Origin of the sequence: Gaiella occulta (assembly GCF_003351045.1) — a bacterium.
GTDB lineage: Bacteria > Actinomycetota > Thermoleophilia > Gaiellales > Gaiellaceae > Gaiella > Gaiella occulta.
The window spans coordinates 427642-445681 of the sequence record NZ_QQZY01000001.1; the positions used below are offsets into that span (position 1 = coordinate 427642).

Sequence of the window (18040 nt, forward strand, 5' to 3'; positions counted from 1 at the left end):
TGCTCGAGAGCCAGGGCGGCGACCCCGTTCTCCTCCGGCTGCTCGACGGGCTCGCCCGCGCCTGCGGCGACCGCGACGCCGGCTCCTCTTGCCGTCGGCGACGTCGGGACGGGCGGCGAGCCAGGTGAACGCGGATGCCGTGTCCGCGACCTCCTTCGCCCCGTCGACCGCGAGCAGCCCGCCGCGGCGGCCGTGGTCGCGCGCGCCGGAGGCAAGCGCCGCGTGCCGCGGCGGAAGAGTGGCCGCACCGGGGCGGAGCGGGCTCCGTCGGCCGGCCGTGCGGCGCTGCTTCTACACTGCCCGCCATGGATGCCCGCCCGATCGGCGTGTTCGACTCCGGCGCGGGCGGTCTCACCGTCCTCCACGAGTGCCTGGTGACGCTTCCGCACGAGGACTTCACGTACCTCGGCGACGGCGCGCGGCTGCCGTACGGCCCGCGCCCGCTGGCGGAGATCCGGCGCTTCGCGCTCGAGATCGCGGGCTACCTCGAGCGCCAGGGCGTCAAGCTCGTCGTGGCAGCGTGCAACTCGGCCACCGCCGCCGCGCTGCCCGACCTGCAGCGCACGCTCTCCGTGCCCGTGCTCGGCGTGATCCAGCCGGAGGCGCGCGCGGCGGCGCGGGCGACGCGCAACCGCCGTGTCGGCCTGATGGCGACGGAGGCCACCGTCGCGAGCGGCCGCTACGAGGCGATGATCGGCGCCGCGGACGCGGGCGTCGAGGTGGTTCCCGTCGCCTGCCCCGGGCTCGTGCCGCTGATCGAGGGCGACGACCCGTTCGGCGAGGCCACCGTCGCGGCCGTCCGCGAGGTGGCTGCGCCGCTGAAGGCGGCGGGGGTCGACACGGTCGTCCTCGGCTGCACCCACTACCCCCTGATCCGCCCGATCCTGCAACGGGTGTTCGGGCGCGACGTCACGCTCGTGTTCTCGGCCGACGAGACGGCGCGCGAGGTGGCCGAGACGCTCGCGCGCAAGGGGATCGAGAACGATCCGGGGCGCGAGGGCTCGTACCGCTTCCTCACGACCGGCGACCCCGACGCGTTCCGCTCGATGGGGAGCCGCTTCCTGCAGCTGCCGATCGGCACCGTGGAGCAGGTCGCGGTCGCCGACCTCGAGCGCGCGGCCGCATGACCGCGACCCCGACCCCGACCGGAGGAGAGCCAGTGGCCCGACACGACGGACGCCGAGCGGACGAGCTGCGAGCCCTCGACGTGCTGCCCGACTTCCTCGAGCAGCCGCACGGGTGCGTGCTCTGGTCGCAGGGCAAGACGCGCGTGCTCTGCACCGCGACGGTCGAGCAGGACATCCCGCGCTGGCTGCGCGGCAAGGGGCGCGGGTGGATGACGGCCGAGTACTCGCTGCTGCCCGCCTCGACCGGCGAGCGCACGCAGCGCGGCGTCTCGCGCGGCCGCCCCGACGGGCGCACGGTCGAGATCCAGCGGCTGATCGGTCGCGCGCTGCGAGCGGTCTGCGACTTCGAGGCGCTCGGCGAGCGCACGCTGTGGCTGGATTGCGACGTGCTGCAGGCGGACGGCGGCACGCGCTGCGCCGCGATCACGGGCGCCTACGTGGCCGCCTACCGCGCGCTCGACCGCTTCGGCCTCTCGAAGGCGCTGCCCGGCTCGGTCGCGGCGGTCTCGGTCGGCATCGTCGGCGGCGAGGCGCTGCTCGATCTCGACTACGTCGAGGACTCGCAGGCCGACACCGACATGAACGTCGTGATGACCGCCGACGGCAGGCTCGTCGAGGTGCAGGCGACCGCCGAACGCGACCCGTTCTCGCGCGACGAGCTCGACGCGCTGCTCGACCTCGCGGCCGCCGGTGTCGGCGAGCTCGCCGACGCCCAGCGCGCCGCGTGCGCCCTGCCGCTCCCGTGAAGGTGCGGCTCGCCTCCGGCAACGCTCACAAGCTCGTCGAGCTGCGCCGCGCGCTGCCCGGCTGGCGGATCGAGCTGCTCGAGGCGGGCGACGTCCCCCCCGAGACCGGGGCGACGTACGTCGAGAACGCGCGCGCCAAGGCGCTCTTCGCTCGCGCGCACGCGGCCCCCGACGAGTGGGTGATCGGGGAGGACTCCGGCATCGAGGCGGCCGCGCTCGGAGGCATGCCCGGGATCACGTCCGCCCGCTGGGCAGACGACGGCGTCTCGCGCCTGCTGGCCGAGCTCGAGGGCGTCGCGGACCGTCGCGCGCGTTACGTGTGCACGATCGTGGCGCTCGCGCCCGACGGCGCCGAGACGGTCGTAACCGGGACGCTCGAGGGAGAGATCTCCGGGCCTCCCCGCGGCGACGGCGGCTTCGGCTACGACCCGATCTTCGTCCCGGCGGGACACACCCGCACCGTCGCCGAGCTCGGCGACGAGTGGAAGGCGGCCAACTCCCACCGGGCGCGGGCCGCCACGGCCCTCGCCGCCGCGACGGGCCGCTAGCCCTGCCGCCTCGCCGGCCCGCGGCACGGCGTCGAGGCCGCGGCCGCGAGCGAGAACGGCGGTCTGCTAGCTTCGGCCCGGGATGGAGCCGAACGAGGCACTCGCGGAGCTGGCCGAGCTCTCCTCGCAGATCGAGGAGGCGGCGATCCTCGGCGGCACCGGCTTCGTGCTCGCGAGCACGGGCACGCCCGAGCGTGGAGAGGAGCTCGCGCGGCTGGCCGCCGAGCTGCTGGCCGCCGCGGAGGACGTGCGCGCCGGCGGCCCCGAGGTGACACGGGTCGAGGTCGCGCTCGCGCAGGGAAGCGTGTTCGTCGTCCGCGAGGGCGGCCGCAGCGCCGTTGCCACGACGGTCGCCGAGCCGACCGCGGGACTGGCGCTCTACGACCTGCGAACGGCGCTGCGGCGGCTCGACGAGGGTGCGTCGCCCCCGCCCGGATCGGATGCGGCCGGTGCGTAGGCTCCTCGGCCTCGCTGCGATCGCCGCCGGCGCATGGTGGCTCTTCGGCCGCCGCGGGCGCGGCGGCGGCGAGCGCGTCGCCGTCGGCTACGCCGACGGCTCGGCCGTCACGCTCGAGGAGGGCGCGCCGCAGCGGGAGCGGATGCTCGAGATCGCCCGCGCGGCGCTCGCCCGGTGACGGTCGACGCGCTCGGCGGGCTCCTCGTCGAGCACGCGCTCCTCGAGGGCGACTTCGTGCTCCGCTCGGGCAGGCGCTCGAGCTGGTACCTCGACAAGTACCGCTTCGAGACGTCACCCGACCTGCTGCGGCAGCTCGGCGACCGTCTCGCGGAGGCTGCGCGCGAGGTCGAGCCCGGTGCCGTCCGGCTCGCCGGGCCGGCGCTCGGCGCGGTTGCGCTGGCCGCTTCGGCATCCATGGCGTCCGGCCTGCCCTTCATCATCGTGCGCGGTGAGACCAAGGAATACGGCACGGCGAACCGGATCGAGGGCCCGTTCGAGCGGGGCGACCTCGTGTGCCTCGTGGAGGACGTCGTCACGTCCGGTGGCGCACTCGCCGCGTCGGTGTCGGCCCTACGCGATGCCGGTCTCATCGTCCGCAACGCGCTGTGCGTCGTGGACCGCGAAGAGGGCGGGAGCGACGCCCTCGCGCGGCTCGGCGTGCGGCTGCGGGCCCTCTACCGTGCGAGCGATCTCCTCGCCGCACGTAAAGGTGCCGCAAAACCGCATGGTTGAGCCGAATCCGCCGGAGTGTTAGTGTCCCCGGCGGTCCCGACAACGACCGTCTACGCAGGAGGAGAGGCAGTGACCAAGCAGGAGTTCGTGGATGCAGTCGCCCATAAGACCGGCATGACGAAGCGCGATGCCGGCACGGCCGTGGACGCATTCCTCGACGTCGTCGAGGGCGCGCTCAAGGCCGGCGAAACGGTGACCTTCACCGGGTTCGGCAAGTTCCACACCACCCGCCGCAAGGAGCGCGAGGGCGTCAACCCCCGCAACCCGAGCCAGAAGGTGCATATCCCGGCCGCCAACGTGCCGAAGTTCTCGGCCGGCAGCCAGCTCAAGAAGGCCGTCAACTAGGGCCGCCGCACCTCCTCCGAGGAATTGAAAGGGCCCGCGAGGGCCCTTTCCTTCGCTCGTTGACACGAACGGACGTTCGCGTAGGATCGGGCGATGCAGCTCCGCTTCGACGCCGCCGACACGCTCGTCGACCTGATCGCGGCGCGGGGCGGCCCGGTTCCCGCTGTCGAGGCGGCGCGCGCGCTGTTCGCGCTCGCGTCGGCGCCGGCGGCGATCGCCCGCTCGCTGCTGGACGAGATCGTCGTCGGAGACGCGCGCCTCGCCTGGCACGGGGCGGCCGTCGGCGCAGCGCTGCCGGCGAGCTCCGATGTCCCGCTCGAGCGGGCGTCGTTCGTCGTCTTCGACCTCGAGACGACGGGGCTGTCGGCGGCCACGTGCCGCATCGTCGAGATCGGCGCCCAGCGCGTCGTCGCCCTCGAGGCGGGCGCCACGTTCGAGACGCTCGTCGACCCGGGCGCGTCGCTGCCGCCCGCGATCAGCGCGCTCACGGGGATCGGGGCGGCCGAGCTTCGCGGCGCGCCGGGCCCCGACCTCGCGCTGCGCCGCTTCCTCGCGTTCGCCGGCGACGCGGTGCTCGTCGCGCACAACGCGCGCTTCGACATGGCCTTCCTCGACCGCGCCGTGGAGCGCCTGACCGGCCGCCGCGTCGCCGCCCCCGTCGTCGACACCGTCTGGCTCGCGCGACGCCTGCTCGGCGCGCGCACGCGGCGGTTCGGCCTCGGCGCGCTCGCCCGCTTCTTCGGGACGAGCGTCGAGCCGTGTCACCGGGCGCTCGCCGACGCCTGCGCGACCGCCGAGATCCTGCTCGCGCTCGTCGGGCTCGCGCAGGAGCGCGGCGCCCGCACCGTCGCCGACCTCGTCGAGCTGTCCGCGCCTCGCGCCCGGCGCCTGCACTCCAGGCGGGCGCTCGTCGCGGCGGCGCCGACCACCCCCGGTGTGTACGTGTTTCGCGACAAGCACGGCCAGGCGCTGTACGTCGGGCGCGCACGGAACCTGCGGGCGCGCCTGCGCTCGTACTTCTCGGGCGACCGGCAGCGCCCGGCCGTGGAAGCCGCCCTCGGCGCGGTCGAGCGCATCGACTGGCACGAGCACGGCAGCGAGCTCGAGGCGGCGCTGGAGGAGCTGCGGCTCCTGCGCGCGCTGCGCCCGCCGGCGAACGCGCGCAGCACGCGTCCCGACCGGCACGTGTACCTGCGCCGGCGCGGCGGCGGCTGGGTCTGCGGCGGCGAGCGGACGGCGTACGGGCCGATCGCGAGCCGGAGCCTCGCGCGGCGCGCGGCGCGGGCGCTCGCGGGCTTCGCGGGCGACGACCTCGGCGCCGCCCTGCCGCCGCTGCGGGCCCGCCTTCTCCGCCTCGCACGGGAGCAGCGCTACGAGGACGCCGCCCGCCTGCGCGATCGCATCGATGCGCTCGAGCAGGTCGCTTGCGCGGTCGCGGAGCTCGAGCGGCTGCGCGGGCTGCGCATCTGCATCCTCGCGCCCGCGCGCGAGCCGGGCCTCGTGCGCGCGTTCTTCGTCGCGGCCGGCCGTGTCGTCGACAGCCGGGCGCTGCCGCCGGGCGGGGGCGCCGCGCTCGAGATCGCCGCCGGCCTGGCCGCGGCGGACGCGGCCGTCCCGTCGCTCGCGCCGGAGGACGCCGACGAGCTCCTCCTCGTCGCTGCGACGCTGCGCAGGCGGCCGCCGGAGCTGCGTGTGGTGCCCCTCGACGCGGCGTCGATACGGTCGGCCGTGCAGGGGGTAGCCTTCGCTGCGTGACCGTCCCCCCCGACGATGCGGCCGCCCCCGTCGTCGCGTTCTCCGATCGCGTCGCCGACGCCGTCGAGCGCAAGCGCACGCAGCTCGTGGTCGGCCTCGACCCGCGCATCGATCTGCTGCCGATGGAGCTGCGCGGAGAGGCGGTGCTGGGCCGGCCGTCGGCCGCGGCTGCGCTGGAGCGGTTCTGCAAGGGCATCGTCGACGCGGTCGCCCCGTACGCGGTCGCCGTGAAGCCGCAGGCGGCGTTCTTCGAGGCGCTCGGCGCGGACGGATGGGCGGCGCTCGAGGCGGTGTGCGCCTACGCCTCGGGAGCGGGCCTGCTCGTCATCGCCGACGGCAAGCGCGGCGACATCGGGTCGACGGCGCGCGCCTACGCGGCGGCGTTCCTCGAGCCGCGCGGCAGCGAGCCGCGGCTCGCCGACGCCCTCACCGTCAATCCGTATCTCGGCAGCGACTCGATGGACCCGTTTCTCGCCGCCTGCCGCCGCCACGGCGCCGGCGTGTTCGTGCTCGTGCGCACGTCGAACAGGGGCGGGCGCGACATCCAGGACGCGATCCTCTCCGACGGCACGCCGGTGTGGCGCCACGTCGCAGGGCTCGTGCGCGAGTGGGGAGAGGACATGCTCGGCGAGCGGGGCATGTCGAGCGTCGGCGCGGTCGTCGGTGCGACGGTGCCCCGGGCGATCGGCGAGGCGCGCCGCGCGATGCCGCAGGCGATCATCCTGCTTCCCGGCGTCGGGGCGCAGGGGGCGACGCCGGCCGACGTCGCCCGCGCCTTCACGAGCGGCCCGGCGAGCGCCCTCGTGAATGCGTCGCGCTCGGTCATCTACGCCTACCGCGAGAGCGACGACGACTGGCGCGCCGCCGCCGGGGCCGAGGCGGCCCGCCTCGCCGCCGAGATCTGGGCGGCGGCGGGCTGGTAGCCGTGACGAGCCGGGCGACGGTGGCACGGGTGGCGGCGCCGGCGGCCTTCCTGCTCGCCGTCACGGTGGCGGTCCTGCTCGTGCGCTCCGGGCTGCGGGCCGGCGAGCGGCCGGCCGGATCGAGCGGCGCCGTCGTCGCGCCCGCGGGCGGGCAGACCGTGAGCGTGCGCGCCGGTGACACGCTCGAGCGGATCGCGGCGCGCCACGGCACCTCCGTGGCCGAGCTGCTGCGCCTCAACCCCGGCATCGACCCGATCGGCCTGCGGGCCGGCCGGCGGATCCGGGTCAAGTAGATTGCCGGACGCAATGCGCAGGGCATTCCTCGTCGCCCTCGTCGCCGCGGCCGCGCTCGGCGCGCCCGCCGCCGCCGCGCCCCCCGCGGTGCAGGCGCAGGCGTACTTCGTCCGCGGCAGCGACGGAGCCACGCTGGCCGCGCGCGCTCCCGACGCGCGCCGTCCGCTCGCGAGCATCACGAAGCTGATGACGGTGCTCGTGGCGCTCGAGCGCGTGCGGCTCGACGAGGTCGTGACCGTCTCCCCGCGGGCGGCGCGCATCGGCGAGTCGACGATCTCCCTGCGCCCGGGCGAGCGCATCAGCGTCCGCGACCTCGCCATCGCCGCGCTCGTGCCGAGTGCCAACGACGCCGCCACCGCGCTCGCCGCCTATGCCGGCGGCGGCTCGATCCCGCGTTTCGTGATGTTGATGAACCGGAAGGCACGGCAGCTCGGGCTGCGCAACACGCACTTCGCCAACCCGCACGGTCTCGACCAGAAGGGTCACTACTCGAGCGCCCGCGACACGGTGGCGCTGCTCGACGCCGCGCTGCGCAACCCGTTCATCCGCACATGGTCGACGCGGACGCGGGCCACCATCGCCGGCGGACGCACCGTCGAGTCGACCGACGGCCTGCTCGGGCGGCTCCCGCTCGTCGCTGCGAAGACCGGCCACACGAGCGGCGCCGGCTGGTCTCAGGTGGCGGCGGTGCAGCAGGGCGACGTGCGCATCACCGCGGCCGTGCTCGGGTCGCCCGGCGAGGACGAGCGCGACGCCGACCTCGAGGCGCTGCTGCGCTGGGGGCTCGCGCAGTACAGGGGCGTGCGCGCGGTCGACCGCGCGCGCACCTACGCGCTCGCGGCGACCGGCTACGGCCTGCCGCCGGTGCGCGTCGTCGCCGCGCGTACGATCGTGCGCACCATCCGCGTCGGACAGCCGCTCGTCGAGCGCGTCGTCGCGCCGACCGCGCTCGCGCTCCCCGTCGCCGCCGGCGCTCCCGTCGGCGAGGTGCGGGTGTACGACGGGCGTCGCCTCGTCGCCCGTGCGCCCCTCGTCGCGGAGCGCGCCGCCGCGGCACCCACCCTTTCGGGCAAGGTTCGCTGGTATGCCCGACGCACCGTCCACCATCTCCTCAGGCTCGTCTCGTAGGGAAGGGGTCGTTCCGTGATCGTCACCGTCACTCTCAACGCCGCGCTCGACCGCTCGCTCACCGTTCCGATCTTCAAGCTCGGGCACCGGCACCGGGCGAGCTCCGTGCTCGTCCTGGCCGGCGGCAAGGGCATCAACGTGGCGCGCGCGTTGAAGCGGCTCGACGTTCCCGTCGTCGCCACGGGGCTCGCCGGCGGCCGCAACGGCACGCGCATCGTCGAGGAGTTGACCGCGGAGGCGATCCTCAACGACTTCGTCCGCATCCGCGAGGAGTCGCGCACGTCGACGGCCGTCGTCGACCCGACGTCGGGCACGTACACGGAGATCAACGAGTGGGGGCCGAAGGTGTCGCCGGGGGAGCTCGAGATGCTGCTCGAGAAGCTGCGCTATCTCGCGCGCGGCGCCTCGATGGTCGTGTTTGCCGGTTCGCTGCCGCGCGGCGTCGACGAGGACTTCTACGCCGACGCGGTGCGTGAGCTGTCGCGTCTCGGCGTGCGCGTCGTCCTCGACGCCGAGGGCGAGCCGCTGCGGCGCGGGATCGAGGCGGAGCCCTGGCTCGTGTCGCCGAACCAGCACGAGGCCGAGCAGCTCGTCGGCCAGGAGCTCGAGGACGACGAGGATTTCGTGATGGCGCTCGACGCGATCGCCGAGATGGGTGCGCGCAACGTCCACATCACGATGGAGGCCGGCTGCTTCGCGCTCGTGCGCGAGGACCGGCAGGTGCGGCGCTACCACGCGATCGCGCCGCAGCTCGAGCCCGTCTCGGTGCTCGGAGCGGGCGATGCGCTGCTCGCCCGCTGGCTCGCGGCGCAGCGCGAGGAGCGGCCGGCGGACGAGGCGCTGCGACTTGCGGTCGGCGCCGGCTCGGCGTCGGTGCTCGAGGTGGGGGCGGGCCGCTTCGACCCCAGGGAGGCCGCACGCCTCGCCGCGCTCGTCGAGGTGCACGAGCTCGCCGCCGTCGCGCCGTAGCGGCAGGGCCGGCGGTTCCCGTCGCCCGCGGTTGGTAGAGTCGGGCGACTCTTGGAGTTCGAGCTGGATCGCGAAGGGAAGTTCGGGAAGGAAGGCCTGACCTTCGACGACGTGCTGCTCGTCCCTGCAGAGTCGGCCGTCCTCCCGAACGACGTTGCCACGCTCACGCGGCTGACGCGCACGATCACGCTCGAGATCCCGATCGTCTCCGCGGCGATGGACACCGTCACCGAGGCGCGCCTCGCGATCGCGCTCGCGCGCGAGGGCGGCATCGGGATCGTGCACCGCAACCTCTCGATCGCCGACCAGGCCGCGGAGGTCGACAAGGTGAAGCGCTCCGAGGCCGGCATGATCGTCGAGCCGGTCACGCTCGGCCCCGACGACCTCGTCGCGGACGCGCTCGAGCTGATGGCGCGCTACCGCGTGTCGGGCGTCCCTATCACCGATCCCGACGGCATCCTCGTCGGCATCCTCACCAACCGCGACCTCCGCTTCGGCGCCCGGCCGGGGCAGCGAACGCGCGAGCTGATGACGAGCGAGCACCTCGTCACCGCACCCGTCGGCACGACGCTCGAGGAGGCGGCGCAGATCCTCGGCCGCCACAAGATCGAGAAGCTTCCGATCGTCGATGCCCGGGGAACGCTGAAGGGCCTGATCACGGTCAAGGACATCCAGAAGCGCGAGCGCTACCCGCTTGCGACCAAGGACGAGCGCGGGCGTCTGCGCGTCGGCGCCGCGGTCGGCGTCGGCACGGACGCGCTCGAGCGCGCCGCCGCGCTCGTCGCGGCCGAGGCGGACGTGCTCGTCGTCGACACCGCGCACGGGCACTCGCGAGGCGTGATCGACGTCGTGCGCCGCATCAAGCAGATGTCCGACGTCGAGGTGATCGCCGGCAACATCGCCACCGCCGAGGCGGCGGAGGCGCTGATCGACGCCGGCGTCGACGGCATCAAGGTCGGCATCGGACCCGGGTGCCTGGCCGCCGGGACGAGGGTGCTGATGGCCGACGCGACCTATCGCAGCATCGAGCACATCAGGCCCGGCGACCGCGTCGTCAACATGAACGGCGACCCGGTCACCGTCGTCCATGCCTGGTGCACCGGCGTGCGGGAGGTCGTCGGTGTCAGGCACGGCGCCTCTCCCCTCGAGACGCTCGTCACGCCCGACCACGCCTACCGTGTCGCCGATCTCACCACCGTCGCCTCACGCTCCCCGGCAGCGGCGGGACATGTGCGCATGCTCGAGCGGCCGACACGCCACGGCGAGTCCACGGTGCGCTGGCAGGAGATCGGCGGGATCGAGCGCGACCTGCTCCTCCTTCCACGCCACATCGCCTTCGAGCTGCCCGACCACCTCGAGATCGATCTGCCGGAGGACGCCGTGCGACGGGAGACGCCGGAGCGCTCCGTCACGCGCGTCGGCGACTCGTACGCGCTCGGGTTCGTGCTCGGCACGTTCCTCGGGGGCGGCCGTGCCTTCCTCGACGAGAACGGCCGCTCGCCGGCCGGGAGCGTCTCGTGGTGCTTCGGCCCTGCGGAGCGCGAGGCGGCGGATGCCCTCGTCGGCGCCGTGCGCGAGGTGACCGGGGTCGCGCCGGCGCTCGTCGAGAGCGGCACGACGATCACGATCCACCTCTGCTCCCGCCCGTGGGCATGGCTGCTCGCGGCATGCGGCACGCGCGACGAGAGGCACCTGCCGCACGAGTACCTGTGCGGCAACCCGTCGTATCTGAAGGGTCTGCACGACGGTCTCGTCGCGGGCGGCGGCTTCGTCGCCGCCGACGGGGGCACGTGCTTCAGGAGCACGTCGCTGCCCCTCGTCGAGCTCTTCAACGTCCTCACGTTCCTCCTACACGGACGCTTCCCCGACTCGCGTCGGGAAGAGCCGAACGCGGGAGGTCTCGTCGGGACGAGCGCCGGCCGCTGTCGCGCGCCGTTCGTCTCTCGCCTCGACGGCGCGCACGAGAAACGGCCCGCCGGGCGCTACCAGCTCGTGAAGCCGCTCGGCGTGCGCGACACCGGCCTCGCGATCCCCGTCTACGACATCGAGGTCGACTGCCCCACGCACAGCTTCGTCGCGAACAACGCGATCGTGCACAACTCGATCTGCACGACGCGGGTCGTCGCCGGCGTGGGTGTACCGCAGGTCACCGCCGTGTACGACTGCGCCGAAGTCGCGATCCGGCACGGCGTCCCGGTGATCGCGGACGGCGGCATCACCTCGTCGGGTGACGTGGCGAAGGCGATCGCCGCCGGCGCGGACACGGTCATGCTCGGCTCGATGCTCGCGGGTACCGACGAGTCGCCCGGCGACGTCATCCTCGTGCAGGGCGAGCGCTTCAAGGAGTACCGCGGCATGGGCTCGCTCGGTGCGATGAAGGCCCGCTCGTTCTCGAAGGACCGCTACTTCCAGGGCGACGTCGAGGACGTCGACAAGCTCGTGCCGGAGGGGATCGAGGGCCGCGTGCCCTACAAGGGCCCGCTGGCGCCGATCGTCTACCAGCTCGTCGGCGGCCTGCGCCAGGCGATGGGCTACTGCGGGGCGCCCACCATCGAGGCGATGAAGACCGCGAGCCGTTTCGTGCGCATCACGGGTGCCGGCCTGCGCGAGAGCCACCCGCACGACGTCACGATCAGCAAGGACGCCCCGAACTACCGCCGTGGCTGAGCGCGCCGAGGTGATCCCGCCGCCGGCTCCCGAGCGGGGGCCCGAGGAGCGCCCGGTGCTCGTGATCGACTTCGGCGGCCAGTACAGCCAGCTGATCGCGCGCCGGGTGCGCGAGGCGCGCGTCTACTCCGAGCTCGTCAGCCACCGCATCGGCCCCGACGAGATTCGCGCGCGCAACCCGCTCGCGCTCGTGCTGTCGGGCGGGCCCGCGTCGGTGTACGCCGAGGGAGCGCCGCAGATGGACGCGCGCAACCTCGAGCTCGGCATCCCCACGCTCGGCATCTGCTACGGCATGCAGCTGATGGCACGGCAGCTCGGCGGCACGGTCGAGTCGAACGACGTCTCCGAGTACGGAAAGGCGGAAGCGGCGCTCGGCGAGTCGCCGCTGTTCCACGACCTGCCGCCCGAGCAGACCGTGTGGATGAGCCACCGCGATTCGGTCACGGCCGCGCCGCCGGGCGCGCGCGTCACCGCCTCGTCGCCGTCCACGCCCATCGCCGCCTTCGAGGACGCCGGGCGTGGGCTCTACGGCGTGCAGTTCCACCCGGAGGTGGTGCACACGCCGCACGGGCAGGACATGCTCGAGAACTTCCTCTACGACGTCGCCGGCGCACCGCCCGTGTGGACGCCCGCGGCCGTGATCGAGGAGCAGGTCGAGCGCATCCGCGCCCAGGTGGGGAAGGAGAAGGTCATCTGCGGGCTGTCGGGCGGCGTCGACTCCGCCGTTGCGGCGCTGCTCGTGCACAAGGCGGTCGGCGACCAGCTCACCTGCGTCTTCGTCGACCACGGCCTCCTGCGCCACAACGAGGCGGAGCAGGTGGTCGAGACGTTCGGCGGCCATTTCCGCGTCCCACTCGTGCACGTGCGGGCGCAGGAGCGCTTCCTCACCCGGCTCTCCGGCGTCACCGACCCGGAGGCCAAGCGGATGATCGTGGGCGAGGAGTTCATCCGCGTGTTCGAGGAGGAGGCGGCCGGCCTCGGCGATGTGCGCTTCCTCGTGCAGGGGACGCTGTACTCGGACGTGATCGAGTCCGGAGGCGGGGAGGGCGGTGTCGCCGCGAAGATCAAGTCCCACCACAACGTGGGCGGCCTGCCCGACGACATGGAGATGGAGCTCGTCGAGCCGCTGCGGCTGCTGTTCAAGGACGAGGTGCGGCGGGTGGGCGAGGAGCTCGGCCTGCCGCAGCGCATGGTGTGGCGGCAGCCGTTCCCCGGCCCCGGACTCGCGATCCGCATCGTCGGGGACGTCACCCTGGAGCGGCTCGAGATCCTGCGCGCGGCCGACGCGATCCTCCAGGAGGAGATCCGGCGCGCCGGCCTCTACCGCGACCTCTGGCAGAGCTTCGCCGTGCTGCCGGCGATCAGGTCGGTGGGCGTGCAGGGTGACGAGCGCACCTACGCGTACCCCATCGTGATCCGCGCCGTCACCTCCGAGGACGCGATGACGGCGGACTGGGCGCGCATCCCGTACGACGTGCTGGAGACGATCTCGAGCCGGATCATCAACGAGGTGCAGGGCGTCAACCGCGTCGCCCTCGACCTCTCGTCGAAGCCGCCCGCGACGATCGAATGGGAGTGAGGGCGCTCGAATCGCGAGCGGCGGCCGTGCCTGCGTGGCCGATCGCTTGCGCGTGCGGGGGCGGCGGCCGATCGTCTAGCGTTCCGCCGGGTGCCCTTCCGGGCAGCCGACGACCTGCCGGCGACAAGGGAGCGAATCGTGAGTGCGATGTGGGACGACGAACAGCTCGTCGATCTGGACGACGACGAGCTGTTCGTCGATGACGACGAGGACGGCGGCGGCCTCTGGGACGAGCCCGAGGACGTCGACGACGACCTGTAGGGCGTCGAACGGGCCTTCCACGGGGCGCCCGCGCCGAGCGGGCGCCGGGCCGCCGGCTATGCGCGCGGGATCTCGACCACCCCCGCCGGGTCGATGTCGACGCGGACGCGCTCGCCCGGCGCGGGGTGGTCGACGCCCGTCGCCGCCGCCTCGATCGCGCGCCCGTCGTCGAGCTGCGCGCGCAGCCGTACGAGCGGGCCGTCTCGCTCCACCGCGGAGACGACCGCTCCTCCCGCCGGGTCGGCGACGAGCCGCACGGCCTCCGGCCGGGTGACGCGGACGACGGAGCCGTCCTCCTCGACGTTCGCGAGCCCGAGGAAGCGGGCGACCCACGCGTCGGCGGGCTGCGACCACAGCGTGTCCGGCTGCGCGACCTGGACGACACGGCCCGCGCGCATCACGGCCACCCGGTGTCCGACGGCAAACGCCTCGCCGGCGTCGTGCGTCACGTAGACGACCGTGAGGCCGAGCGCGGAGAACACGGCGCGCAGCTCCTCGAGCAGCCGGTCGTGCAGCGGGCGGTCGAGGGCGCCGAGCGGCTCGTCGAGCAGCAGCACGCGCGGGGCGGGGGCGAGTGCCCGCGCGAGCGCGACGCGCTTGCGCTCGCCGCCCGAGAGCGTCGCCACCCGGCGCCGCTCGAGCCCGGCGAGCCCGACGAGGTCGAGCAGCTCGGCGACGCGGCGCGCCGCGGCGGCGTCGCTCGCGCCGGCCATGCGGAGGCCGAACGCGATGTTCCCCGCGACGTCGCGGTGCGGGAAGAGGGCGTCGTCCTGGAACATCAGCCCGACGCCGCGGCGGTGCGCGGGCACGCTCGTGACGTCCTGCCCGTCGATGTGCACGGTGCCGCCGTCGAGCCGCTGGAGGCCGGCCACGGCGCGCAGCAGCGTCGACTTCCCGCAGCCGCTCGGCCCGAGCACCGCCGTCGTCTCGCCGCGCCCGACCTCGAGATCGACGTCGTCGACGGCGGCGCGCCCGGCGAAGACGACCCGCGCGCCTGCGATGCGGAGCATCTAGATCGCCCCTCGGCGCCCGGCCGCGGCCCGCTCCGCAGCGAGCGCGGCGGCCACCGCGACGGCGGCCAGGAGCACCGCGAGCGCCGCCGCGAGCTGCTGGTTCTCGGCGCCCGGACGCCCGAGGAAGCGGAAGATCGCCACCGGCAGCGTCGGCCGGTCGGCGCGCGCGAGGAACACCGTCGCCCCGAACTCACCGAGGGCGATCGCGAAGGCGAAGCCCGCGGCGGTCGCGATCGCCCGCGCCGCGAGCGGCAGGTCGATCTCCCGCCGGGCGCGGGCGGGCGTGGCGCCGAGCACCGCCGCGGCCTCGCGCAAGCGCGGGTCGATCGCGCGCAGCGCGGGAGTGACGATGCGGATCACGAACGGCATCGCGACGAGCGACTGCGCCACGGGCACGAGCCACCACTGCGAGCGGAAGTCGAGCGGCGGGCTGTCGAACGCGATGAGGAAGCCGAAGCCGAGCATCACCGCCGACGCCCCGAGGGGGAGCAGCACGAGGGCGTCCGCCGCGCCGGGCCGGGCGTCCGCGAGCGCGGCGGCGGCGAGCGTCCCCGCGGCCACCGCGATCGCCGCCGCCGCCGCCGCGAACAGGACGGAGTTCACCGCCGCATGCCAGGGCGTGACGAGCAGCGCCGGCGTCTCGCGCAGGAGCCCTTCGTAGCCTCCGAGCGAGCGCTGCACGAGCACGGCGAAGGGCAGCCCGAGGGCGACGGCGGCGCCGCCCAGCACCGCCGCGACCGCGATGCGCTCGCGGCCGGCGGGCCGCCGCAGCGCGTCCGCGCCGGCCGCCGCCGCGCCGACGCCGGCCACCCGCGATTCGAGCCTGCTCGCGACCACGAGGACGGCGGCGACGGCGGCGAGCTGGAGCAGCGACAGCGCCGCCGCCGCGCGCAGGTCGAAGGCGCGGGCGGCCTGGTTGTAGATCTCCGTCTCGAGCGTCGCCCGCCCGGGGCCGCCGAGGATCAGCACGACCCCGAACGACGTGAAGCAGAAGAGGAACGTGAGCGCCGCGGACGCCGACACGGCGGGCGCGAGCAGCGGCAGCGTCACCTCTCGCAGCCGCCGCAGCGGCCCCGCGCCGAGCGTGGCGGCGACGTCCCACTCCGTCCGGTCGAGCCCTGCCCAGGCGCCGCCGACGATTCGCGTGACGACGGCGATGTTGAAGGTGGCGTGTGCCGCCAGGATGGCCCAGATGCCGTGCTCGAGGCCCGCGGGCAGGAGCGCCAGGAAGGCGGTGGCGACGACGACGGTGGGGAGGACGAACGGCACCAGCACGAGCGCGCGCACGAGGCCGCGCCCGCGGAACGAGAACCGCCCGACGACCCAGGCGAGCGGCAGGCCGAATGCCAGCGTGACGGCCGTCGACGCCGCCGCCTGCCACGTCGTGAACCAGAGCAGCAGGGCGGTCTCCGGCGAGAGCAGCACGTCGGAGGGGAACGAGAGGCCGCCGGAGTCGACGAGGCCGCGGCGCACGATCGCGGCGAGCGGCAGCACGAAGAACACCGCCGCGAACAGCGCCGGGACGGCCGCTGCGGCGGTGCGCCTCAGCGCAGCACGATGCGCGTCCACTCGTCGATCCAGGCGTCCCGACGGCTGCCGATCGTCGCGGGCGGGAGCTCGAGCGGGTGGGCGGGGGAGACGGCGAACCGCGTGAATGCCGGCGGCAGCGGCGTCCCCTTCCGCACGGGCAGGACGAACATGCTCCCGGGCACGTCGGCCTGGAAGCGCTCCGACAGCATGAAGTCGATGAGCTTCCGCGCGCCCGCCTCGTTGCGGGCGCCGCGGAGGACGCCGGCGAGCTCGACCTGGCGGAAGCAGCTGTCCTCGACGACCGCCGTGGGCGCCTGCGCGAGCGGCTTGCCGGCGAAGATGACCTCGGCCGCGGGGCTGGTCGCGTACGAGACGACGATCGGGCGTGTGCCCTTGCTTCCGGAGGCACCCGAGAACTGGGCCGTGTAGGCCTCCTCCCAGCCGTCGACGACGAGGACGCCGCCCGCGCGCAGGCGGCGCCAGTAGTCCTGCCAGCCGTTCGCGCCGTAGCGGGCGACGGTGGCGAGCAGGAAGGCGAGCCCCGGGGTCGATGTGGCCGGATTCTCGACGACGAGGAGCTTGCGGTAGCGCGGCGCGACGAGGTCGCCGAGCGAGCGCGGCGGCGCGACGCCGTGGCGCCGGAACCAGCCACGGTCGACGTTGAGGCAGACGTCGCCGTGGTCGACCGGCGTCACGCGATGCTCCGGGTCGAGCCGGTACGCCGCCGGCACCTGCTCGAGCCCGGCGGCCTCGTAGGGGCTGAACAGGTTCGCGTCGAGCGCGCGCGAGAGCAGGTTGTTGTCGATGCCGAAGAGCACGTCTCCCTGCGGATTGCCCTTCGTCAGCAGCGCCCGGTTCACGGCCTCGCCGGCGTCGCCGCCCTGCAGGATCGTCAGCTTCAGGCCCGACTCGCGCTCGAACGCCGCCTTCACCTGCTTCGAGATGGCGAACGAGTCGTGCGTGACGAGCACGACCTCCTTCGGCGCGCCGTTGCCGCCTCCGCATCCGGCGACCAGCGCGGCGACGGCGGCGAGCACGACGAGCAGGCCGAGCCGGTGTGCGTGACGACGCTTCATGAGCGGTCCTCCTCGTGTGTGCCGGGGCGGACTGCGAGCAGCAGCCCGTGCTCGACCGAGATGCGCGCCTCGTCGCCGGCGAAGGTGTTGGAGACGCCGCGGGACGTGCCGGCGGCCAGGGTCTCGTCCGCGAGCCCGTACGTGAGCCCGTCGGTGCTGACGCCTTCCGCGGCGCCGCCGAGCGGCAGCAGGGACACGATCTCCCCCCGCTCGCCGCTGATCGTGCGCGCGTCGCGAACGACGTGCACCAGCGCGGTCCCGAGAACGGCGTCGATCTCGACGCCCGCGTAGCGCTCGTGGCCGAGCAGGAGCATGCCGGCCGCCAGGTGGTCGAGCCGGCCGCCGCCGTCGCCGACGACCACGACCCGCGTGGCGCCGCTCGCGAGCGCCGCGTCGAGCGCGAGCTCGAGGTCGGTCGCGTCCTTCTCGACGGGGTGGCGCTCGATGCGCGCGCCGGCGGCCTCGACGGCCGCGAGCCCCGCCGCGGTCGCCGAGTCGAAGTCGCCGACCGCGAGGTCGACGTGCAGGCCGAGCGCAACGGCCCGGTCGACGCCGCCGTCGGCGGCGATCACCGCCGCCGCGGGGGGCAGCGTGCGGGGCAGGGGGAGAGCGGCGGAGTCTCCGCCGCTGACAACGATCACGATGCGTTCGCGCATGCGTTCCTCCGCTGGCATTACCCAGATCAGGTTGTGCGGGTCGGCGGCGCGCTCTGTCCACCCTCTCAGCCCGGTTGCCCCGAGCTCCCCGAATCGCACCCGGCATCCTAGCGCGGAACACTGCGCCGTGTGCGCGGGCGCTCCGTCAGGGGTCGGCCGGCGTGGCCGGCCCGGCCGGGGCTCGCGGCGTCCCGCTTACTTCCCGTCGACGGAGGGCACGCTCGCGCATGCGGG

Annotated in this window: 19 protein-coding genes and 1 riboswitch; of the genes, 15 read left to right on the forward strand and 4 right to left on the reverse strand. The window is 74.5% G+C overall.

Annotation, left to right across the window (positions count from 1 at the left end; translation table 11 throughout):
* Nucleotides 1-305 precede the first annotated feature (305 nt).
* From murI to Gocc_RS16855, 15 genes are all read left to right on the forward strand, one after another.
* On the forward strand, nucleotides 306-1127 hold the full coding sequence (murI, locus tag Gocc_RS02210; RefSeq protein WP_114794888.1) for a glutamate racemase: 822 nt from the start codon (nucleotides 306-308) through the stop codon (nucleotides 1125-1127).
* A gap of 32 nt (nucleotides 1128-1159) precedes the next feature.
* Nucleotides 1160-1873: a ribonuclease PH gene (gene rph, locus Gocc_RS02215; RefSeq protein ID WP_245904863.1), complete on the forward strand. Its 714-nt coding sequence runs from the start codon at nucleotides 1160-1162 to the stop codon at nucleotides 1871-1873.
* The gene (locus Gocc_RS02220) at nucleotides 1870-2421 is read left to right on the forward strand and encodes a non-canonical purine NTP pyrophosphatase (protein ID WP_220150395.1); all 552 of its coding nucleotides are present in this window, start codon (nucleotides 1870-1872) and stop codon (nucleotides 2419-2421) included. Before rph ends, Gocc_RS02220 begins: the two co-directional genes overlap by 4 nt.
* Before the next feature lie 82 nt (nucleotides 2422-2503).
* Complete coding sequence (locus Gocc_RS02225) at nucleotides 2504-2878, forward strand: roadblock/LC7 domain-containing protein (protein WP_114794891.1); 375 nt, start codon at nucleotides 2504-2506, stop codon at nucleotides 2876-2878.
* Nucleotides 2871-3056 (forward strand): hypothetical protein, encoded by a 186-nt coding sequence (locus Gocc_RS16500; RefSeq protein WP_220150396.1) that lies wholly within the window; start codon nucleotides 2871-2873, stop codon nucleotides 3054-3056. The genes Gocc_RS02225 and Gocc_RS16500 overlap by 8 nt, the downstream gene beginning before the upstream one ends.
* Nucleotides 3053-3610: an orotate phosphoribosyltransferase gene (gene pyrE / locus Gocc_RS02230; protein WP_220150397.1), complete on the forward strand. Its 558-nt coding sequence runs from the start codon at nucleotides 3053-3055 to the stop codon at nucleotides 3608-3610. The genes Gocc_RS16500 and pyrE overlap by 4 nt, the downstream gene beginning before the upstream one ends.
* Before the next feature lie 69 nt (nucleotides 3611-3679).
* Complete coding sequence (locus Gocc_RS02235; RefSeq protein WP_114794893.1) at nucleotides 3680-3955, forward strand: HU family DNA-binding protein; 276 nt, start codon at nucleotides 3680-3682, stop codon at nucleotides 3953-3955.
* Nucleotides 3956-4048: 93 nt separating this feature from the next.
* Nucleotides 4049-5710, forward strand: coding sequence for an exonuclease domain-containing protein (locus Gocc_RS02240; RefSeq protein ID WP_114794894.1), 1662 nt, complete (start codon nucleotides 4049-4051; stop codon nucleotides 5708-5710).
* On the forward strand, nucleotides 5707-6633 hold the full coding sequence (gene pyrF / locus Gocc_RS02245) for an orotidine-5'-phosphate decarboxylase (protein WP_114794895.1): 927 nt from the start codon (nucleotides 5707-5709) through the stop codon (nucleotides 6631-6633). Before Gocc_RS02240 ends, pyrF begins: the two co-directional genes overlap by 4 nt.
* A 20-nt stretch (nucleotides 6634-6653) precedes the next feature.
* Nucleotides 6654-6926 carry a LysM peptidoglycan-binding domain-containing protein gene (locus tag Gocc_RS15635; RefSeq protein WP_181813293.1) on the forward strand — a complete coding sequence of 91 codons (273 nt, stop codon included), beginning with the start codon at nucleotides 6654-6656 and terminating at the stop codon, nucleotides 6924-6926.
* A gap of 13 nt (nucleotides 6927-6939) precedes the next feature.
* Nucleotides 6940-8055, forward strand: a complete 1116-nt coding sequence (locus tag Gocc_RS02255) for a D-alanyl-D-alanine carboxypeptidase family protein (RefSeq protein WP_114794897.1) — start codon at nucleotides 6940-6942, stop codon at nucleotides 8053-8055.
* A 15-nt stretch (nucleotides 8056-8070) separates the two neighbouring features.
* Nucleotides 8071-9024 (forward strand): 1-phosphofructokinase family hexose kinase, encoded by a 954-nt coding sequence (locus Gocc_RS02260; protein WP_114794898.1) that lies wholly within the window; start codon nucleotides 8071-8073, stop codon nucleotides 9022-9024.
* 51 nt (nucleotides 9025-9075) lie between these two features.
* Nucleotides 9076-11691, forward strand: a complete 2616-nt coding sequence (locus Gocc_RS16850) for an IMP dehydrogenase (protein WP_220150398.1) — start codon at nucleotides 9076-9078, stop codon at nucleotides 11689-11691.
* A 10-nt stretch (nucleotides 11692-11701) separates the two neighbouring features.
* A complete protein-coding gene (guaA, locus tag Gocc_RS02275; protein ID WP_422717972.1) occupies nucleotides 11702-13270 on the forward strand; it encodes a glutamine-hydrolyzing GMP synthase in 1569 nt (522 codons plus the stop codon).
* Nucleotides 13271-13408: 138 nt separating this feature from the next.
* A complete protein-coding gene (locus Gocc_RS16855; protein WP_281268406.1) occupies nucleotides 13409-13531 on the forward strand; it encodes a hypothetical protein in 123 nt (40 codons plus the stop codon).
* A gap of 56 nt (nucleotides 13532-13587) precedes the next feature.
* On the opposite strand, the gene Gocc_RS02280 is transcribed toward Gocc_RS16855, so the two are convergent.
* From Gocc_RS02280 to Gocc_RS02295, 4 genes are all read right to left on the reverse strand, one after another.
* Nucleotides 13588-14541: an ABC transporter ATP-binding protein gene (locus Gocc_RS02280; protein WP_114794899.1), complete on the reverse strand. Its 954-nt coding sequence runs from the start codon at nucleotides 14539-14541 to the stop codon at nucleotides 13588-13590.
* On the reverse strand, nucleotides 14542-16113 hold the full coding sequence (locus tag Gocc_RS02285) for an ABC transporter permease (RefSeq protein ID WP_220150399.1): 1572 nt from the start codon (nucleotides 16111-16113) through the stop codon (nucleotides 14542-14544).
* Complete coding sequence (locus Gocc_RS02290) at nucleotides 16089-17150, reverse strand: thiamine ABC transporter substrate-binding protein (protein WP_114794900.1); 1062 nt, start codon at nucleotides 17148-17150, stop codon at nucleotides 16089-16091. The genes Gocc_RS02285 and Gocc_RS02290 overlap by 25 nt, the downstream gene beginning before the upstream one ends.
* Nucleotides 17147-17806, reverse strand: a complete 660-nt coding sequence (locus tag Gocc_RS02295) for a thiamine diphosphokinase (RefSeq protein ID WP_181813294.1) — start codon at nucleotides 17804-17806, stop codon at nucleotides 17147-17149. The genes Gocc_RS02290 and Gocc_RS02295 overlap by 4 nt, the downstream gene beginning before the upstream one ends.
* Nucleotides 17790-17907, reverse strand: a riboswitch (TPP riboswitch). (Overlaps the previous gene by 17 nt.)
* Nucleotides 17908-18040 lie beyond the last annotated feature (133 nt).

Coding starts and splice junctions, on each gene's coding strand:
- Gocc_RS02295 (WP_181813294.1), bottom strand. CDS start 17,806: ATGCGCGAACGCATCGTGATCGTTGTCAGCGGCGGAGACTCCGCCGCT.
- murI (WP_114794888.1), top strand. CDS start 306: ATGGATGCCCGCCCGATCGGCGTGTTCGACTCCGGCGCGGGCGGTCTC.
- Gocc_RS02225 (WP_114794891.1), top strand. CDS start 2,504: ATGGAGCCGAACGAGGCACTCGCGGAGCTGGCCGAGCTCTCCTCGCAG.
- Gocc_RS02290 (WP_114794900.1), bottom strand. CDS start 17,150: ATGAAGCGTCGTCACGCACACCGGCTCGGCCTGCTCGTCGTGCTCGCC.
- Gocc_RS02280 (WP_114794899.1), bottom strand. CDS start 14,541: ATGCTCCGCATCGCAGGCGCGCGGGTCGTCTTCGCCGGGCGCGCCGCC.
- Gocc_RS02240 (WP_114794894.1), top strand. CDS start 4,049: ATGCAGCTCCGCTTCGACGCCGCCGACACGCTCGTCGACCTGATCGCG.
- Gocc_RS02255 (WP_114794897.1), top strand. CDS start 6,940: ATGCGCAGGGCATTCCTCGTCGCCCTCGTCGCCGCGGCCGCGCTCGGC.